The organism is Rhizobium sp. 01T417, from assembly GCF_056398905.1.
On record NZ_JBFTQH010000012.1, the window covers coordinates 50,058 to 65,944 of the forward strand.

At 61.2% G+C, this 15,887-nt stretch carries 16 protein-coding genes; 10 read left to right on the forward strand and 6 right to left on the reverse strand.

Translation table 11 applies throughout. From position 1 onward, the window contains the following. The first annotated feature begins 2 nt into the window (after positions 1-2). The 8 genes from infB to AC1DPR_RS14360 all read left to right on the forward strand — a co-directional run bounded on the left by infB (position 3) and on the right by AC1DPR_RS14360 (position 9,561). The gene (infB, locus tag AC1DPR_RS14325; protein WP_477816569.1) at positions 3-2,726 is read left to right on the forward strand and encodes a translation initiation factor IF-2; all 2,724 of its coding nucleotides are present in this window, start codon (positions 3-5) and stop codon (positions 2,724-2,726) included. Positions 2,727-2,801: 75 nt separating this feature from the next. Beyond that, positions 2,802-3,212, forward strand: a complete 411-nt coding sequence (gene rbfA, locus AC1DPR_RS14330) for a 30S ribosome-binding factor RbfA (RefSeq protein WP_018855385.1) — start codon at positions 2,802-2,804, stop codon at positions 3,210-3,212. Between the two features lie 12 nt (positions 3,213-3,224). After that, on the forward strand, positions 3,225-4,157 hold the full coding sequence (truB, locus tag AC1DPR_RS14335; RefSeq protein WP_018855384.1) for a tRNA pseudouridine(55) synthase TruB: 933 nt from the start codon (positions 3,225-3,227) through the stop codon (positions 4,155-4,157). Positions 4,158-4,281: 124 nt separating this feature from the next. Next, positions 4,282-5,133: an alpha/beta fold hydrolase gene (locus AC1DPR_RS14340; protein ID WP_113471385.1), complete on the forward strand. Its 852-nt coding sequence runs from the start codon at positions 4,282-4,284 to the stop codon at positions 5,131-5,133. 157 nt (positions 5,134-5,290) lie between these two features. After that, on the forward strand, positions 5,291-5,560 hold the full coding sequence (gene rpsO, locus AC1DPR_RS14345; protein ID WP_025659731.1) for a 30S ribosomal protein S15: 270 nt from the start codon (positions 5,291-5,293) through the stop codon (positions 5,558-5,560). Between the two features lie 319 nt (positions 5,561-5,879). Then, positions 5,880-8,030, forward strand: coding sequence for a polyribonucleotide nucleotidyltransferase (gene pnp, locus AC1DPR_RS14350; RefSeq protein WP_018855381.1), 2,151 nt, complete (start codon positions 5,880-5,882; stop codon positions 8,028-8,030). A gap of 75 nt (positions 8,031-8,105) precedes the next feature. Next, positions 8,106-9,122 (forward strand): class I SAM-dependent methyltransferase, encoded by a 1,017-nt coding sequence (locus AC1DPR_RS14355; RefSeq protein ID WP_477816570.1) that lies wholly within the window; start codon positions 8,106-8,108, stop codon positions 9,120-9,122. A gap of 31 nt (positions 9,123-9,153) precedes the next feature. Continuing rightward, positions 9,154-9,561, forward strand: a complete 408-nt coding sequence (locus AC1DPR_RS14360; RefSeq protein ID WP_113471387.1) for a nuclear transport factor 2 family protein — start codon at positions 9,154-9,156, stop codon at positions 9,559-9,561. A gap of 50 nt (positions 9,562-9,611) precedes the next feature. On the opposite strand, the gene fabI is transcribed toward AC1DPR_RS14360, so the two are convergent. Genes fabI through fabA form a run of 3 tightly spaced genes read right to left on the reverse strand, consistent with a single transcriptional unit; the run spans position 9,612 to position 12,220 of the window. Continuing rightward, positions 9,612-10,418, reverse strand: a complete 807-nt coding sequence (fabI, locus tag AC1DPR_RS14365) for an enoyl-ACP reductase FabI (protein WP_025659735.1) — start codon at positions 10,416-10,418, stop codon at positions 9,612-9,614. Between the two features lie 4 nt (positions 10,419-10,422). Beyond that, positions 10,423-11,646, reverse strand: coding sequence for a beta-ketoacyl-ACP synthase I (gene fabB / locus AC1DPR_RS14370; protein WP_018855377.1), 1,224 nt, complete (start codon positions 11,644-11,646; stop codon positions 10,423-10,425). 58 nt (positions 11,647-11,704) lie between these two features. Then, on the reverse strand, positions 11,705-12,220 hold the full coding sequence (gene fabA / locus AC1DPR_RS14375; RefSeq protein ID WP_016552232.1) for a 3-hydroxyacyl-[acyl-carrier-protein] dehydratase FabA: 516 nt from the start codon (positions 12,218-12,220) through the stop codon (positions 11,705-11,707). A 305-nt stretch (positions 12,221-12,525) separates the two neighbouring features. Between fabA and irrA the strand changes: the two genes are divergently transcribed. After that, on the forward strand, positions 12,526-12,945 hold the full coding sequence (gene irrA / locus AC1DPR_RS14380) for an iron response transcriptional regulator IrrA (protein WP_018855376.1): 420 nt from the start codon (positions 12,526-12,528) through the stop codon (positions 12,943-12,945). Between the two features lie 2 nt (positions 12,946-12,947). Here irrA and AC1DPR_RS14385 read toward each other — a convergent pair whose 3' ends face one another. Continuing rightward, on the reverse strand, positions 12,948-13,583 hold the full coding sequence (locus tag AC1DPR_RS14385; RefSeq protein ID WP_018855375.1) for a trimeric intracellular cation channel family protein: 636 nt from the start codon (positions 13,581-13,583) through the stop codon (positions 12,948-12,950). Positions 13,584-13,707: 124 nt separating this feature from the next. On the opposite strand from AC1DPR_RS14385, the gene AC1DPR_RS14390 reads away from it, so the two are divergent. Beyond that, positions 13,708-14,190, forward strand: coding sequence for a hypothetical protein (locus AC1DPR_RS14390; RefSeq protein WP_018855374.1), 483 nt, complete (start codon positions 13,708-13,710; stop codon positions 14,188-14,190). Positions 14,191-14,195: 5 nt separating this feature from the next. On the opposite strand, the gene AC1DPR_RS14395 is transcribed toward AC1DPR_RS14390, so the two are convergent. Together AC1DPR_RS14395 and AC1DPR_RS14400 are read right to left on the reverse strand one after the other, a co-directional pair. After that, the gene (locus AC1DPR_RS14395; protein WP_477816571.1) at positions 14,196-14,981 is read right to left on the reverse strand and encodes a YdcF family protein; all 786 of its coding nucleotides are present in this window, start codon (positions 14,979-14,981) and stop codon (positions 14,196-14,198) included. A gap of 64 nt (positions 14,982-15,045) precedes the next feature. After that, positions 15,046-15,756 carry a YoaK family protein gene (locus tag AC1DPR_RS14400; RefSeq protein WP_018855372.1) on the reverse strand — a complete coding sequence of 237 codons (711 nt, stop codon included), beginning with the start codon at positions 15,754-15,756 and terminating at the stop codon, positions 15,046-15,048. Between the last annotated feature and the right edge of the window lie 131 nt (positions 15,757-15,887).

Consider the following 15,887-nt stretch of genomic DNA (forward strand, 5'->3'; position numbering starts at 1 on the left):
GAATGACCGATAGCAATGACGACAAGACACTGAACGGACCGGGCAAGAAGACTCTGACCCTGAAGCCGTCGGGCATGAGCCAGGGCACCGTGCGCCAGGATATGGGCCGCGGCCGCACCAAGGCGGTCGTTGTCGAGACCCGCAAGCGGCGTCCGATGCGTCCGGAAGACGAGCGCCCGATTACGCCGGGCACTGCGGCGGCGCCCGCCCGTGCCGCCGAGCCGGCCCCGGTCGCGCATCAGCCGCGCGCACCGCAGGCCCCTGCCCCACGCATTCATCCGTCCGGTGGCCAGCAGTCACGTCCGCAGCAGCCGTCTTCGCAGACGCGCCAGCAGGATCGTCCGCGTCCGGTAGTCTTGAACCACCTCTCGCCGGAAGAAATGGATGCCCGCCGGCGCGCGCTTGCCATGGCACAAGTTCGCGATGCCGAGGATGCGGTTCGCCGCGCCGAGGAAGAAAAGCGCCGCGCCGCCGAAGAGGCTGTGCGCCAGGCCGCGGAAGCCGAAGAGGCTAAGCGTCGCGCTGCCGAAGAGGCTCAGCGCGTTGCCGAAGCTGCCACGGCCGTTGCAACTCCCGCACCCGCTGCGGTCGAAGCGCGCACTGAAGCGCCGCGTGTTCAGGCCCAGACTCCGCCCGCACGCCGCTCCGATGCGGCGCCGTCCGCGGCTCCCGCGAGGCCGTCTCCGGCCGCGGCCGCAGCGCCGGGCGCTCGTCGCCGTGACAGCGAAGATGAGGACCGCGGCGCCCCGCGCGGCGTACCCGCTCGCGGTCGCGTCGTACGCCCGGAACCGGCAAAGCCGGTGACGACACGTCCAAAGACCGACGACGAACGTCGCCGCGGGAAGCTGACGATCGGTACTGCCGGCGTCGACGAAGATGGCACGGCACGTGGCCGTTCCATGGCCGCCATGCGCCGCCGCCAGGAAAAGTTCCGCCGCAGCCAGATGCAGGAAACCCGCGAAAAGGTTGTTCGCGAAGTCATCCTGCCGGAGACCATCACCATCCAGGAACTGTCGCAGCGCATGTCCGAACGTGCGGTCGACGTTATCAAGTACCTGATGAAGGAAGGCCAGATGATGAAGCCGGGCGACGTCATCGACGCCGACCTCGCTGAACTCATCGCCGGCGAATTCGGCCACACCGTCAAGCGCGTTTCGGAATCCGACGTCGAACTCGGTATCTTCAACGTTGCCGACGAAGAGGGCGATCGCGTTTCGCGTCCGCCTGTTGTGACCATCATGGGCCACGTTGACCACGGCAAGACTTCGTTGCTCGATGCCATCCGCCATGCCAACGTGGTTGCCGGCGAAGCTGGCGGCATCACGCAGCATATCGGCGCCTATCAGGTCGAGCAGAACGGTCAGAAGATCACCTTCATCGACACCCCCGGCCACGCCGCCTTCACGGCGATGCGTGCCCGTGGTGCGCAGGCGACCGACATTGCGATCCTGGTCGTTGCCGCTGACGACAGCGTCATGCCGCAGACGATTGAATCGATCAACCACGCCAAGGCCGCTGGTGTTCCGATCATCGTGGCGATCAACAAGGTCGACAAGCCGACCGCCGATCCGCAGAAGGTGCGCACGCAACTCCTGCAGCACGAAGTCTTCGTGGAATCGATGGGCGGTGAAGTTCTTGACGTCGAAGTTTCCGCCAAGACGGGCCTGAACCTCGACAAGCTGCTGGAAGCCATCCTGCTGCAGGCCGAAATCCTGGACCTCAAGGCCAACCCGAACCGCACCGCGGAAGGCACGGTCATCGAAGCCCAGCTCGATCGCGGCCGTGGTTCGGTTGCCACCGTTCTGGTTCAGAACGGTACGCTTAAGCCCGGCCAGATCATCGTTGCCGGCGATGTCTGGGGTCGTGTCCGCGCCCTCGTCACCGACAAGGGCGATCATGTCAAGGAAGCCCCGCCGGCCATGCCGGTCGAGGTGCTCGGCCTTTCCGGCACGCCGCAGGCAGGTGACAAGTTCGCCGTCGTCGAAAACGAAGGCCGCGCCCGCGAGATCTCGGAATATCGTCAGCGCCTCGCTCGCGACAAGGCTGCCGCCCGCCATTCGGGCCAGCGCGGCTCGCTGGAACAGATGATGACGCAGCTGCAGTCCGCAGGCGTCAAGGAGTTCCCGCTGGTCATCAAGGGCGACGTGCAGGGTTCGATTGAAGCGATCGCCGGCGCACTCGAAAAGCTCGGTACGGACGAAGTTCGTGCCCGCATCGTTCACTCGGCTGTCGGCGGTGTGACGGAATCGGATATCTCGCTTGCCGAGGCATCTGGCGCCGCGATCATCGGCTTCAACGTCCGTGCGAACGCACAGGCTCGTACGCTGGCAGAGCGCCAGGGCATTGAAATCCGCTACTACAACATCATCTACGATCTGGTGGATGACGTGAAGGCAGCGATGTCGGGCCTGCTGTCGCCAGAGCGTCGCGAAACCTTCCTCGGCAATGCCGAGATCCTCGAGGTGTTCAACATCACGAAAGTCGGCAAGGTCGCGGGTTGCCGCGTTACCGAAGGCAAGGTCGAACGTGGTGTCGGCGTTCGCCTCGTCCGCGACCACGTCGTCATCCACGAAGGCAAGCTCAAGACGCTCAAGCGCTTCAAGGATGAAGTCTCGGAAGTGCATTCCGGCCAGGAATGCGGTATGGCTTTCGAGAATTACGAAGACATCCGCGCCGGCGACACGATCGAGTGCTTCCGCGTCGAGCACATCACCCGTACGCTCTGATCGTGTGATATTGGAAATTTGGACGGGCGCCGGATCAACTGAGGCCGGCGCCCGAACCTTTTGAGGCAAAGAAAAATGGCAACAAGACCAACAACCTCCGCACCTTCGCAGCGCATGCTGCGCGTCGGCGAGCAGGTTCGCGCCGCGATCACGCAGGTTCTGCAGCGCGGCGAAGTGCGCGATGACGTGATCGAGAAGACCGTCATTTCCATCTCCGAAGTCCGCATGTCGCCCGATCTGAAGATCGCGACGGCCTATGTGACGCCACTTGGTGTGACGGATCATGATGCGGTGATTGGCGCGCTGAACCGCAATGCAAAATACATTCGCGGCCGCCTCGGGTCGCAGCTTCGGCAGATGAAGTACATGCCGGAGGTCCGCTTCCGCGACGATACGAGCTTCGACAATTACAAGAAGATCGACGAGTTGCTGCGCTCGCCTGAGGTGAGCCGCGATCTCGATCACGGCGATACCGAAGAAGAATAGTAGAAGAGACTGATGTCCAAACCACGTAAACCGAAGGGCCGCCCGATCTCGGGTTGGCTGATCCTTGATAAGCCGGTCGATTTCGGCTCCACCGAAGCCGTTTCCAAGATCAAATGGCTGTTCAAGGCGCAGAAGTGCGGTCACGCCGGCACGCTTGACCCGCTGGCCTCGGGCATGCTGCCAATCGCCCTTGGCGATGCGACAAAGACCGTTCCCTACGTGATGGACGGTCGCAAGATCTACGAATTCACCGTGACCTGGGGCGAGGAGCGCGCAACCGACGATCTTGAGGGCGATGTAACGCAGAGCTCCGACAAGCGCCCGAGCGAACAGCAGATCCGCGACCTCCTGCCGAAGTACACCGGTGTGATCAGCCAGGTTCCGCCGCAGTTTTCCGCCATCAAGATATCAGGCGAGCGCGCCTACGATCTGGCGCGCGACGGTGAGGCAGTGGAAATCCCCTCTCGCGAAGTCGAGATCTTCCGCCTGACGCTGCTGTCCTGCCAGGATGCCAATACGGCGCATTTCGAAGTCGAATGCGGCAAGGGTACCTATGTGCGTGCGCTGGCGCGCGATTTCGGCCGCGAGCTCGGCTGCTATGGCCATATCTCCGGCCTGCGTCGCAGCTTTGTCGCGCCCTTTGCCGAAGAGACCATGATACCACTTGCCGATCTCGTCGCGATCGAGGCAGTCGAAGACGCGGACGAACGGCTTGCAGCGCTGGATGCCCTGCTGATCGACACCAGCGAAGCGCTCTCCTCACTGCCGCACCTCGTTGTCAATGACGACCAGGCGCATCGTTTGAAGATGGGCAATCCGATCCTCGTGCGGGGTCGCGATGCGCCGGTTGCCGAAAGCGAAGCCTATGCCACGTCCCGCGGCAAGCTGATCGCGATCGGCGAGATCGGTCAGGGCGAGTTCCGCCCAAAGCGGGTCTTTGGCTGAGGATCGTTAAACCTCCGGTTTTGCGGTGGGTCGGCCAAACCACAGATAGCAATTGTCAATGCTCGGCATTGGGATATGTTTCCCTGATCTGGGCCGTCGGGTCCTTCAGATCAGGGAGACAGTTATGCGCAGACTTGCAGCCGGCATCCTGATGTTCTTCTCCGCGGTTTTGATAGCCGCCAACGCTTATTCCGCGGAGCGCTGGGCAACGTTGCCAGCCTTCGCGCCAATGCCGACCGCAAAGACGAGCGGCATGGCCCCCGTCAACGACATCAAGATGTACTACGCCGAATACGGCGAGGGTGAGCCGATGCTGTTCATCCACGGCGGACTCGGCAGCGCCGATGTCTGGGGCTATCAAGTGGCCGAGTTTGCCAAGGATCATTTGGTGATCGTCGCCGACAGCCGCGGGCATGGCCGCTCGACGCGCAGCGAGCAGCCGTTCGGGTATGATCTGATGACCTCCGACTATGTCGCTCTGCTCGATTATCTGAAGCTAGACAAGGTCACCCTGGTCGGCTGGTCTGATGGCGGCATCATCGGCATCGACATGGCGATGAAGAACCCGGAGAAGCTGACGCGCGTGATCGCGCAGGCGGCGAATGTGACGACGGACGGCGTCAAAGCCGACGTCATGACCAACAAGACCTTCAGCGGCTACATCGATGCGGCCGGCGAGACCTACAAGAAGCTGTCGCCGACGCCGAACGAGTATGATGCTTTCGTCACCCAGATCTCCGCGATGTGGGGAAGCCAGCCTGCCTGGACAGCCGACGACCTCGGCAAGATCAAGGTACCCGTCACCTTGACGATCGGCGACCACGACGAGGCAATCAAGCTCGACCATACCGAGATGATGGCCAAACAAATTCCAGGTTCGAAGCTGGTGATCCTCAAGGACGCAAGCCACTTCGCCATGCTGCAGGATCCAGAGGGCTACAATGCCATGATCCGCGATGCCATAGCTGGAAAGTGACGAATCGGCCATCTGCGGCATGCCTCTTTCAATTGCAGCGCATTTGGTTTATACGCAGCGCCAGCAATCGGGCTCTGCCCGGATGCATTCGCGGCCGAAGCTGGACGACATCCCGGCTTTTGGCGACCTAATCTCCTCTCATAGAAAGGAACATCCGATGTCGATTACTGCTGAGCGCAAGACGGCTCTGATCAAGGAATACGCAACGTTCGAAGGCGACACCGGTTCTCCGGAAGTTCAAGTTGCCATCCTGACCGAGCGTATCAACAACCTGACCGGCCACTTCAAGGACCACAAGAAGGATAACCATTCCCGACGTGGTCTGCTGACGATGGTTTCCAGCCGCCGCTCGCTTCTTGACTACCTCAAGAAGAAGAACGAAGGCCGTTACACCAAGCTGATCACCAGCCTGGGTATCCGCCGCTAAGGCTTTTTTCGGCGGGCGTTCCCCTTGGGACGCCCGCCGGATTTTTTCGGGGAGAGACTTCCCCATCCCGCCACGCGTGGCGGATTGCCCGGCAGACCCGGATGGGCCGGTTCTGCTAAACCAACCGTTGACCTGTCATGGGGCAGGATTGCCGGATGCTTTTGGCCAGAGCCTCACAAGCTTTGGCCCGGTCTCTTATGGACCGATGAATGTAAAGCCTCCCGTTGTCTTGCCCATGATGCGTCACACCGATCGCGGTTGACCGTGCACCGTGCCTTGGAAGGCGAGGCGCATGTTCCCGCATTGAAGGACAAGACATATGTTCGATACTCATAGTGTGGAAATCGAGTGGGCAGGCCGCCCGCTGAAGCTCGAGACCGGCAAGATCGCCCGTCAGGCTGACGGTGCCGTTCTCGCGACCTACGGCGAAACCGTGGTTCTCGCCACCGTCGTTTCCGCCAAGGCGCCGAAGCCGGGCCAGGACTTCTTCCCGCTGACCGTCAACTACCAGGAAAAGACCTACGCAGCCGGCAAGATCCCCGGCGGCTACTTCAAGCGCGAAGGCCGTCCGTCGGAAAACGAAACCCTCGTTTCCCGCCTGATCGACCGCCCGATCCGTCCGCTCTTCCCGGAAGGCTACAAGAACGACACGCAGGTCGTCGTCACCGTCATCCAGCATGACCTTGAAAACAACCCCGACGTCCTGTCGATGGTTGCTGCGTCGGCAGCTCTGACGCTGTCGGGCGTTCCCTTCATGGGCCCGGTCGGTGGCGCCCGCGTCGGCTACATCAACGGCGAATACGTTCTGAACCCGCATCTCGACGAGATGGAAGAGTCGATCCTCGACCTCGTTGTAGCAGGTACGCACGACGCCGTTCTGATGGTTGAATCCGAAGCCAAGGAACTTAATGAAGAAGTCATGCTCGGCGCCGTCATGTTCGGCCACCGGGGCTTCCAGCCGGTCCTCGATGCGATCATCAAGCTCGCTGAAGTGGCTGCCAAGGAACCGCGTGACTTCCAGCCGGAAGACTACTCCGAACTCGAAGGCGAGATGCTGAAGCATTTCGAAGCCGAGCTTCGCACCGCCTACAAGAACACGCAGAAGGCTGAACGCTACGCTGCCGTCGACGCCGTCAAGGCGAAGGTCAAGGCACACTTCCTGCCGGAAGAAGGCGAAGCCAAGTACACGGCCGAAGAAGTCGGCGCGATCTTCAAGCACCTGCAGGCGAAGATCGTTCGTTGGAACATCCTCGACACCAAGAGCCGTATCGACGGCCGCGACCTCGAAACCGTTCGTCCGATCGTCTCGGAAGTCGGCCTCCTGCCGCGCACTCACGGTTCGGCGCTCTTCACCCGCGGTGAAACGCAGGCGATCGTCGTTGCCACGCTCGGCACCGGCGAAGACGAGCAGTACGTCGACAGCCTGACGGGCATGTACAAGGAGCGCTTCCTGCTCCATTACAACTTCCCGCCCTACTCGGTTGGCGAAACCGGCCGCATGGGTTCCCCAGGTCGCCGCGAAATCGGTCACGGCAAGCTCGCGTGGCGCGCCATCCGTCCGATGCTGCCGTCTGCTGAGCAGTTCCCTTACACCCTGCGCGTCGTCTCCGAGATCACCGAATCGAATGGCTCGTCCTCGATGGCGACCGTTTGCGGCACATCGCTTGCACTCATGGACGCTGGTGTACCGCTCGCCAAGCCGGTTGCCGGTATCGCCATGGGCCTGATCCTCGAAGGCGACCGCTTCGCGGTTCTCTCCGACATCCTCGGTGACGAAGACCACCTCGGCGACATGGACTTCAAGGTTGCGGGTACCGCAGACGGCATCACCTCGCTGCAGATGGACATCAAGATCGCTGGTATCACCGAAGAGATCATGAAGGTCGCTCTCGGCCAGGCTCAGGGTGGCCGCGCCCACATCCTCGGCGAAATGGCCAAGGCCATCACCGAGAGCCGTGGCCAGCTCGGCGAGTTTGCACCGCGCATCGAAGTCATGAACATTCCAGTCGACAAGATCCGCGAAGTCATCGGCTCCGGCGGCAAGGTCATCCGCGAAATCGTCGAAAAGACCGGCGCGAAGATCAACATCGAAGACGACGGCACGGTCAAGATCGCGTCCTCGTCCGGCAAGGAAATCGAAGCGGCCCGCAAGTGGATCCACTCGATCGTTGCTGAACCGGAAGTTGGCCAGATCTACGAAGGCACGGTCGTCAAGACCGCCGACTTCGGCGCCTTCGTCAACTTCTTCGGCGCCCGCGATGGCCTCGTCCACATCTCGCAGCTTGCATCCGAGCGCGTTGCCAAGACGCAGGACGTCGTCAAGGAGGGCCAGAAGGTCTGGGTCAAGCTCCTCGGCTTCGACGAGCGTGGCAAGGTCCGCCTGTCGATGAAGGTTGTCGACCAGGCAACTGGCCAGGAACTCCCGGCTGCCGAAAAGTCCGACAAGAAGAAGGAGGAAGCGGCTGAATAAGCCGCGCCTTTCAAACCGTTCGAGGGCGTGGGAGTTTTCCCGCGCCCTTTTTGTATCCGAAGGCGAGAAGAGATCATGAGCCGCGAAACCCTGAAGACCCTGTTCCATCCCTTTGCCAGCGGTACCGTTGAAGCGCCCGGCGAGGGCGAGCGTGTGCTCTTCCTCGGCGCCGAGGCAGGCTTTGCCCTGCCGGAGGGCTTTGCCGCCTCGCTGAGCGCCGTACAGGGCTTCCGGCCGCTGTTTAGGCAACTCCTCTCGCAGCGGATCGAAACCACGCCTGAGATCGAAGGCGAGGACTACGATGCCGCGCTGGTTCTCTGCAACAAGCACAAGGGCGAGAACGAGGCGAACATCGCTGCCGCGCTTCAGCACGTGAAGGTGGGCGGCCTGATCGTCATCGCCGGCGGCAAGGAGGATGGGGTCCAGTCGCTCCGTAAGCGTATGGAGGGCTTCGGCCTCGAGATCGAACACATGCCGAAATATCACGGCGTGGCGCTCTGGTTCGGACGGCCGGCCGACGTTAGTGAGGTCGTCAGCAAGTTTTCCAAGCCCTCCGTGCGCGTGGATGGCCGTTTCCTGGCCGCGGCCGGCATGTTCTCGCACGACCGCGTCGATGATGGCTCGGAGTTGCTCGCCTCGCGTCTGCCTGCCGATTTCACCGGTGATGTCGCCGACTTTGGCGCCGGCTGGGGTTATCTGTCCGTCGAACTGGCGGAGCGCTCGCCGGGTGTCAGTCGCCTCGACCTCTACGAGGCCAACCACGCGACTCTTGAAGCCGCCAAGGGCAACATGGCGGAGAACTGCCCCGACGTGCCGGCGCGCTTCTTCTGGCATGACCTGGCGAGCGAACCGGTCAAGGACAGGTACGACCTCATCATCATGAACCCGCCCTTCCATGAAGGACATGCGGCGGAACCGTCACTCGGTCAGGCGATGATCAAGACCGCTGCCTCAGCGCTGCGCGGAGGCGGGCGTCTCTTGCTGGTTGCCAATCGCGGATTGCCCTACGAGCCGGTGCTTGCAGCAAACTTCAAGGAGAGCGGCGAAACTTGCCGCAATGCGCGCTTCAAGGTGCTGTGGGCGAAGAAGTAGCCGCGGAACAGCCCAAAGGGGAGGGGGAGCTATGGATGCGGAAGCAAACAAGCAACTCGTGACGGCCTATGTCGAGGCGTTCAACCGCTTCGACATGGCGGCGTTGCGCGAGCTTTTTGCCGCCGATGCGCGGATTTACGGTGTTCTGGGATATGGCGGTCTCGATGAGGTCGAGCCTATCTGGCGTGAGCTTCACGAGGGGATGAACATCAACCTCGAGATCCTCGATATCGCCGCCGAGGGGAAGAACGTCGTCGTCCGCTACCGGGAAAGCGGGCGTTATTCCGGCTTCTTCCGCGGTCTCGTGGGTAAAGACCCGACTGACAAGAGCTACGAGCTCACCGCGATGGAGTGGTTTGTCGTCGAAAACGGAAAGATTGCGACCCGCTGGGGCGCCAGAGATTCGGCTGCTATTCTGCGGCAGGTCACGCATCCCTAGGGGATGCGTTTCGGAAAAGCCGGGCTCGTTTCCAAGCCCGGCTTCGGTCCTTATTCCACGTCTGCCGTGCGCAGTGCGTCCAGTGTCGGCATCGAGGTGATGTTGAAGCCTGCATCTACGAAATGGATTTCGCCGGTAACGCCTGCCGACAGGTCCGACAGCAGATAAAGGGCGGAATTGCCGACCTGATCGATCGTCACCGTCTTGCGCAGCGGCGAGTTCCGCTGGTTCCAGGAGAGGATTGCGCGTGCATCGGAAATGCCAGCGCCCGCAAGCGTCCGGATCGGGCCAGCAGAGATCGCATTGACGCGGATCCCGCTCGGCCCGTAATCCGCAGCCAGATAACGCACCGACGCCTCGAGAGCAGCCTTTGCAACACCCATGACGTTGTAGTTCGGGATGACGCGCGTCGAGCCATTGTAGGTCAGCGTCAGCATCGAACCGCCGGCATTCATGAGCGGCGCGCAGCGCTTGGCGATCTCGGTGAAGGAGAAACAGGAGATCACCATCGTGCGGCTGAAATTGTCGCGCGTGGTGTCGGCGTAAAGGCCCTTCAGCTCGTTCTTGTCGGAAAAGCCGATGGCGTGAACGACGAAGTCCAGTGTGCCCCAGCGCTCCTTGATGGCATCGACGGTAGCGTCGACCGAGGCGATGTCCTCGACGTCGCACGGCAGAACGAATTCTGAACCGACTTCGGCGGCCAGCGGCTTAACACGCTTGCCGAGAGCATCGCCCTGATAGGTGAAGGCAAGTTCCGCTCCCTGTGCTGCCAGCGCCTTCGAAATTCCCCAGGCGATGGAATGGTTGTTCGCGACACCCATGATGAGGCCGCGCTTACCCTGCATGATTCCCGTCATATTATTATCCGTTGTAGCGCTGGAAGACGAGCGTGGCGTTGGTGCCGCCGAAGCCGAAGGAGTTGGAAAGGGCAATGTCGATCTTGGCATCGTCGATGCGCTTGCGAACGATCGGAACGCCGTCGAATTCAGGGTCGAGCTCAGTGATATGCGCGCTTTCGCCGATGAACCCAGCCTGCATCATCAGCAGCGAGTAGATCGATTCCTGCACGCCGGCTGCGCCCAGCGAATGGCCCGTCAGCGACTTGGTCGACTGGATGTGCGGGATCTTGTCGCCGAAGACTTCGCGGATTGCACCGATTTCCTTGCTGTCGCCAACAGGGGTCGAGGTGCCGTGCGTGTTGATGTAGTCGACATCGCCCTTCACCGTCGCGAGCGCCTGGCGCATGCAGCGGATCGCGCCTTCGCCCGACGGAGCGACCATGTCGTAACCATCCGAAGTCGCGCCGTAGCCGACGATTTCAGCGTAGATCTTTGCACCGCGCGCCTTGGCACGCTCCAGCTCTTCCAGGACGAGAACGCCCGCGCCGCCGGCGATGACAAAGCCGTCGCGGCTGACATCATAGGCACGCGACGCCGTTGCCGGCGTCTCGTTGTACTTGGAGGACATGGCGCCCATGGCATCGAAGAGGTTCGACATCGTCCAGTCAAGGTCTTCGTGGCCGCCAGCGAACATCACGTCCTGCTTGCCCCACTGGATCATCTCTGCGGCATTGCCGATGCAGTGTGCCGAGGTCGAGCAGGCCGACGAGATCGAGTAGTTGACGCCGTGGATCTTGAACCAGGTGGCGAGCGTTGCCGATGCCGTCGAGGACATCGCCTTCGGCACGGCAAACGGGCCGATGCGCTTCGGGCTGTTGTTCTTGATGGTGATCTCGGCAGCTTCGATCAGCGTGCGCGTCGAAGGTCCACCGGAGCCCATGATGATGCCGGTGCGCTCGTTGTTGCTGATGTCGCTCTCTTCCAGACCGGAATCGGCAATCGCCTGCTTCATTGCCACATGGTTCCAGGCGCCGCCCTGACTCAGGAAGCGCATGGCGCGGCGGTCGACCAGATCCGTCGGATCAAGCGAGGGGCGACCCCAGACCTGGCACTTGAAGCCGTGCTCAGCAAAATCGTTGGAGAAGGAAATGCCGGACTTGGCGTCGCGCAGCGACGCAGTGACCTCGGCGGCATCATTGCCGATCGAGGAGACAACACCCAGACCCGTAACAACTACCCGTCTCATGTGTTTCGACCTTTTCGTTTTTTCTAACTTGGAAACCGGGCAACTACGCCCGGTGCAATCAGGCTTCTTTGTCCTTGGACAGGCCGACGCGCAGGTCGGTTGCCTGGTAGATGGTTTCGCCGTCGGCCTTCAGCCAGCCATCGGCGGTGCCGAGAACCAGGCGGCCGCGCATGACGCGCTTGAAATCGATGCCGTACTCAAGCAGCTTCGTGGTCGGGCGGATCATGCCCTTGAACTTCACTTCGCCGGTTGAAAGCGCCATGCCGCGACCGGGCTCGCCCAGCCAGCCGAGGAAGAAGCCGGTCAACTGCCACATGCCGTCAAGGCCGAGGCAGCCGGGCATGATCGGGTTACCCTGGAAGTGGCAGGGAAAATACCAGTCGTCGGGTTTCACGTCGTATTCAGCGCGAATGTAGCCCTTGTCGAAGGCGCCACCGGTTTCGGAAATGTCGGTAATGCGATGAACCATCAACATCGGCGGGAGAGGAAGCTGTGCGTTGCCCGGACCGAACAGTTCGCCGCGGCCGCAGGCCAGAATTTCCTCGTAGTTGAAGCTGGATTGTTTCGTCGCCATGAAAACTCTAATTCCCCCCGCAACTATGCCGATGGATGTGAACGTTTAGTCCAAGTTCAGCGGAAAATGAAGCATAAGCATGACTGAGCTTCATCCAACCTCCGGAGGACCGGCTGCGCGCCTTATTTGGTGGTCGCATACAGGAAGGCCAAGCCCCCGGCCAGCACTAATTGCGCCAAAAGCCCGATTTTGCGGCGTTTTCGCACTCTTTGTCCCCATTGAAACTATTGAAACGCTTTTGCGCAAAAGTTATATGGCTAATGAAACCTGATTGCTTGACGCTAGATTAAACCGGAGTTCGTCGGATGGTGGCAGAGGCCCCGCTTACCATTGAGGCACGGCTGAGACACGCCGGCCTTCGTCCGACGCGCCAGCGCGTCGCGCTCGGTGACCTGCTTTTCGCCAAAGGCGATCGGCACCTGACGGTCGAGGAACTCCACGAGGAGGCCGTGCAGGCGGGAGTGCCGGTGTCGCTGGCGACCGTCTACAACACGCTGCACCAGTTTACCGAAGCAGGGATGATCCGCGTTCTCGCAGTCGAAAGCGCCAAGACCTATTTCGACACCAACGTCTCCGACCACCATCACTTCTTCGTCGAAGGCGAAAACGACGTGCTGGATATCCCGGTTAGTAATCTGACGATCGGCAATCTGCCGGAGCCGCCGGAAGGGCTGGAAATCGCCCACGTCGACGTCGTGATCCGCCTGCGCGCGAAGCGGCGCTGATTTCACATCACATCGTCAGGATGCCGGCCGGGCTTTGCCTTGTAGGTCGGAAAGGTCCAACCGAAATAGAGCGCGCCGCCGCGCACTGAGAATGCCGCGACGACACCGACGGCAGAGGCCGCATAGAGCGGCAGGTCGAGCGCGTTCGCAGCCGTAAATATGCCGCCGCCGACCAGTGCTGCCGTGATGTAGATTTCGGGCCGCAACAGCACGGACGGCTCGTTGGCCAGTAGATCGCGCAGGATGCCACCGAAGGTCGCCGTCAACGTCCCGGTCACGATGCCGATCGTTGGCGAGCCCGTGGCGGCGAGGCCCTTCGCGGCACCCATCACGCAGTAAGCCGACAGCCCTACGGCATCGAGCCAGATCAGCAAGCGATAGCGCGATTCAACGAGGTGGGCAGTAAAGAACACCAGGACGCCGATAGCGCAGCAGACGATGACGTAAGTCGGGTTCAGAACCCAGAACACCGGCACACGGCCAAGGACAATGTCGCGCACCGTACCGCCACCCGTCCCCGTGACGATGGAGAAGAACAGGAAGCCGATCAGGTCAAGCTGTTTCCGCGACGCCGCGAGCGCGCCTGTTGCCGCAAAAAGCGCAACGCCGACATAATCCACATAGACGAACAGCGGCATGCAGTCCTCCAGAACCGGCGCGTAATCTTTCGAATATGAATCACGGCGGCAAGGGCGGCGCAAGCCGGATCAAGCAAACTGTCCGGCCAACAGCGTCCTTATTCGACCAAAAGAGAAACCCTTCGTGAAAACGCTCCTGATCGCTCTGAACCTTGCCGCGCTACTCGTCGCCCCAGTTGCGGCCTTCGCACAGCAATCGCTTATCTCGGATCCGGAGGTCTATGAGAAGAAGCACTTTCAGGAGCAGTGCACCAAGGCGGAATTTTCGGACGGCTTCGTCCTCCGCCAGGATATCAACAATGACGGTCTGATCGACGCCGTCGTCAACGAGGGTGAGCTCACCTGCGACGGCGAGAAGGGTCCGCAGTGCAATGATGACGGCTGCACCTATAATTTCTATCTGCAGGTCGCCGAGGGCGGCTATTTCATGATCGCGACCGCCCAGGTCTACGGTTATGACTTCGTGAAGCGCTTCGGCAACATGGTGCTGGCAATGAAGATGCACCCGCGTTTCTGCGATCGTCCGGATGCTGACAAGGCGAAGGAGCCTTGTGTCGTCACAGCCCGTGTGCGCGGCACCAAGTTCGTGACGATCTCCAAGAAATAGCTAGTTCAGCCCGGATAGAGCTCTGAAGTGCGGCCGGCGAGGTAGTAGCCGACGAGCCCGAACCATTCGCGGATTGCCGTTGCCAGGTTCTGGGAATTCCGGCTCGGCTGCGTGAAATCGAAGCCAAGGTTTTCTCGCCCGTCAGTGCGGTAGTCCGTCGGCCACGGCACGACGTCGATTGCAAGTTTACGAAAGATGCCGACCGATCGCGGCATATGGTAGCCGGAGGTGATCAGCAGGCAGTTCGAAAGACCTTGGCTTGCCAGAAGCTCCTTGGTGTTCATCGCGTTTTCGAAGGTCGTGCGCGATGTCGTTTCTTCGACCAGGCGATCTCGGCCAATGCCGAACATCGGGAAGAAGCGCGCCGATATCGCCGCGTCACCTTCGTAGATGCCGGAGATCGATCCATCGCCGCCGGAAATCAGGATTCGCGTCTGCGGAAATTTCTGCGCCAGGCGCAGCGCTTCGACGAAGCGATCGGCCCCGGCATTGAGCTCTATTCCGTGGCGGGCGGTATTCACCTCGTTCTCGAATGCACCGCCCAAGACGATCATGCACTGCAGGCTTGGCGGATCGTGCGGTTTGACAAACCGATCCTCGAGACCCTGCAGAAGGTAGTTGCCGACGGTGGTGTAGAGCGTGACGAACAAAATCAGGCCCGCGATCGCCGACGAAACGAGACTTGTCGCACGCCAGCGGACAAGGCCCGTCACCAGGGCAAACAGGACGAAAAGGAAAGCGAGCGACAATGGCTGCCCGAAAATCCAGATGAGCTTTGAAAAGAGAAACAAGGATGTCTTCCTTCAGCGGTTTCCGCCCGCCATCTATCTGATTCGATAGGCTTCTATTGCGACTTCATTTCGTGCGCACCGCCGAACGTGGCGTGGCGTTAAACCGACGTTGCAGGCGTTTGGGGATGAGCAGAGAGGCGAGCGCAACCAGCATCGCAAAGACGGCAATCACCCACAGGGCCGCTGCACCCGCGATCTGTGTGAGCAGCGCGCCCATCACCGCGCCCGCAAACATGCCGGCCCACGGTACGATCTGGATCGTCCACTCCAATCGCTTGTCGCCGATAATCCAGCGCCCAAGGCCACGCCCAAAACGCGAGAGCGCTCCGGTCACATAGGTCAGCCCGATCGGCAGCCCCTCGATCTGCTCCACGGCCGCGTTCACCATCCCCATCGAAGCGACGATGAGATAGAAGCGCGGCATCGCCACGCTCTCGCCCATCATGAGAGAGGCGGTAGCCAGCGCGATGCTGACGCAGGAAAGCACGGCGAACGTGCGCCGGTCCGCGAAATGCGCGATCACGATCCCGGCCGCATTGCCAAGCACGAAGACCATGATCGCCGAGAGTAGAATGGCCGCATGCCGTAGATCGCCGCCGCCGAGCGACAGGGCGGCGCGCGTTGTGTTGCCCGTCATGAACGACACGAAATCACCGGTCAGCGCCAGTCCGGTCGCATCGGTCATACCCGCCAGAAAGGAAATCGCGCCGGCAAGCACCAGGCCGGTCGTCGTTCTGCGCGTGTGTATGATGCGCCGCCGTCTTTCTCGTGTCATTGAACCAAGGCTCCAGGCTGCCGATCAGTCGGCATCGGAACCATACATACCCGCAGTTGCTAAAAATTTGGCAAAGCAGTGTATGAGGAAATGACCGCGAGCGAACAGTCCTCGGGCGCGACAGCCGTTAA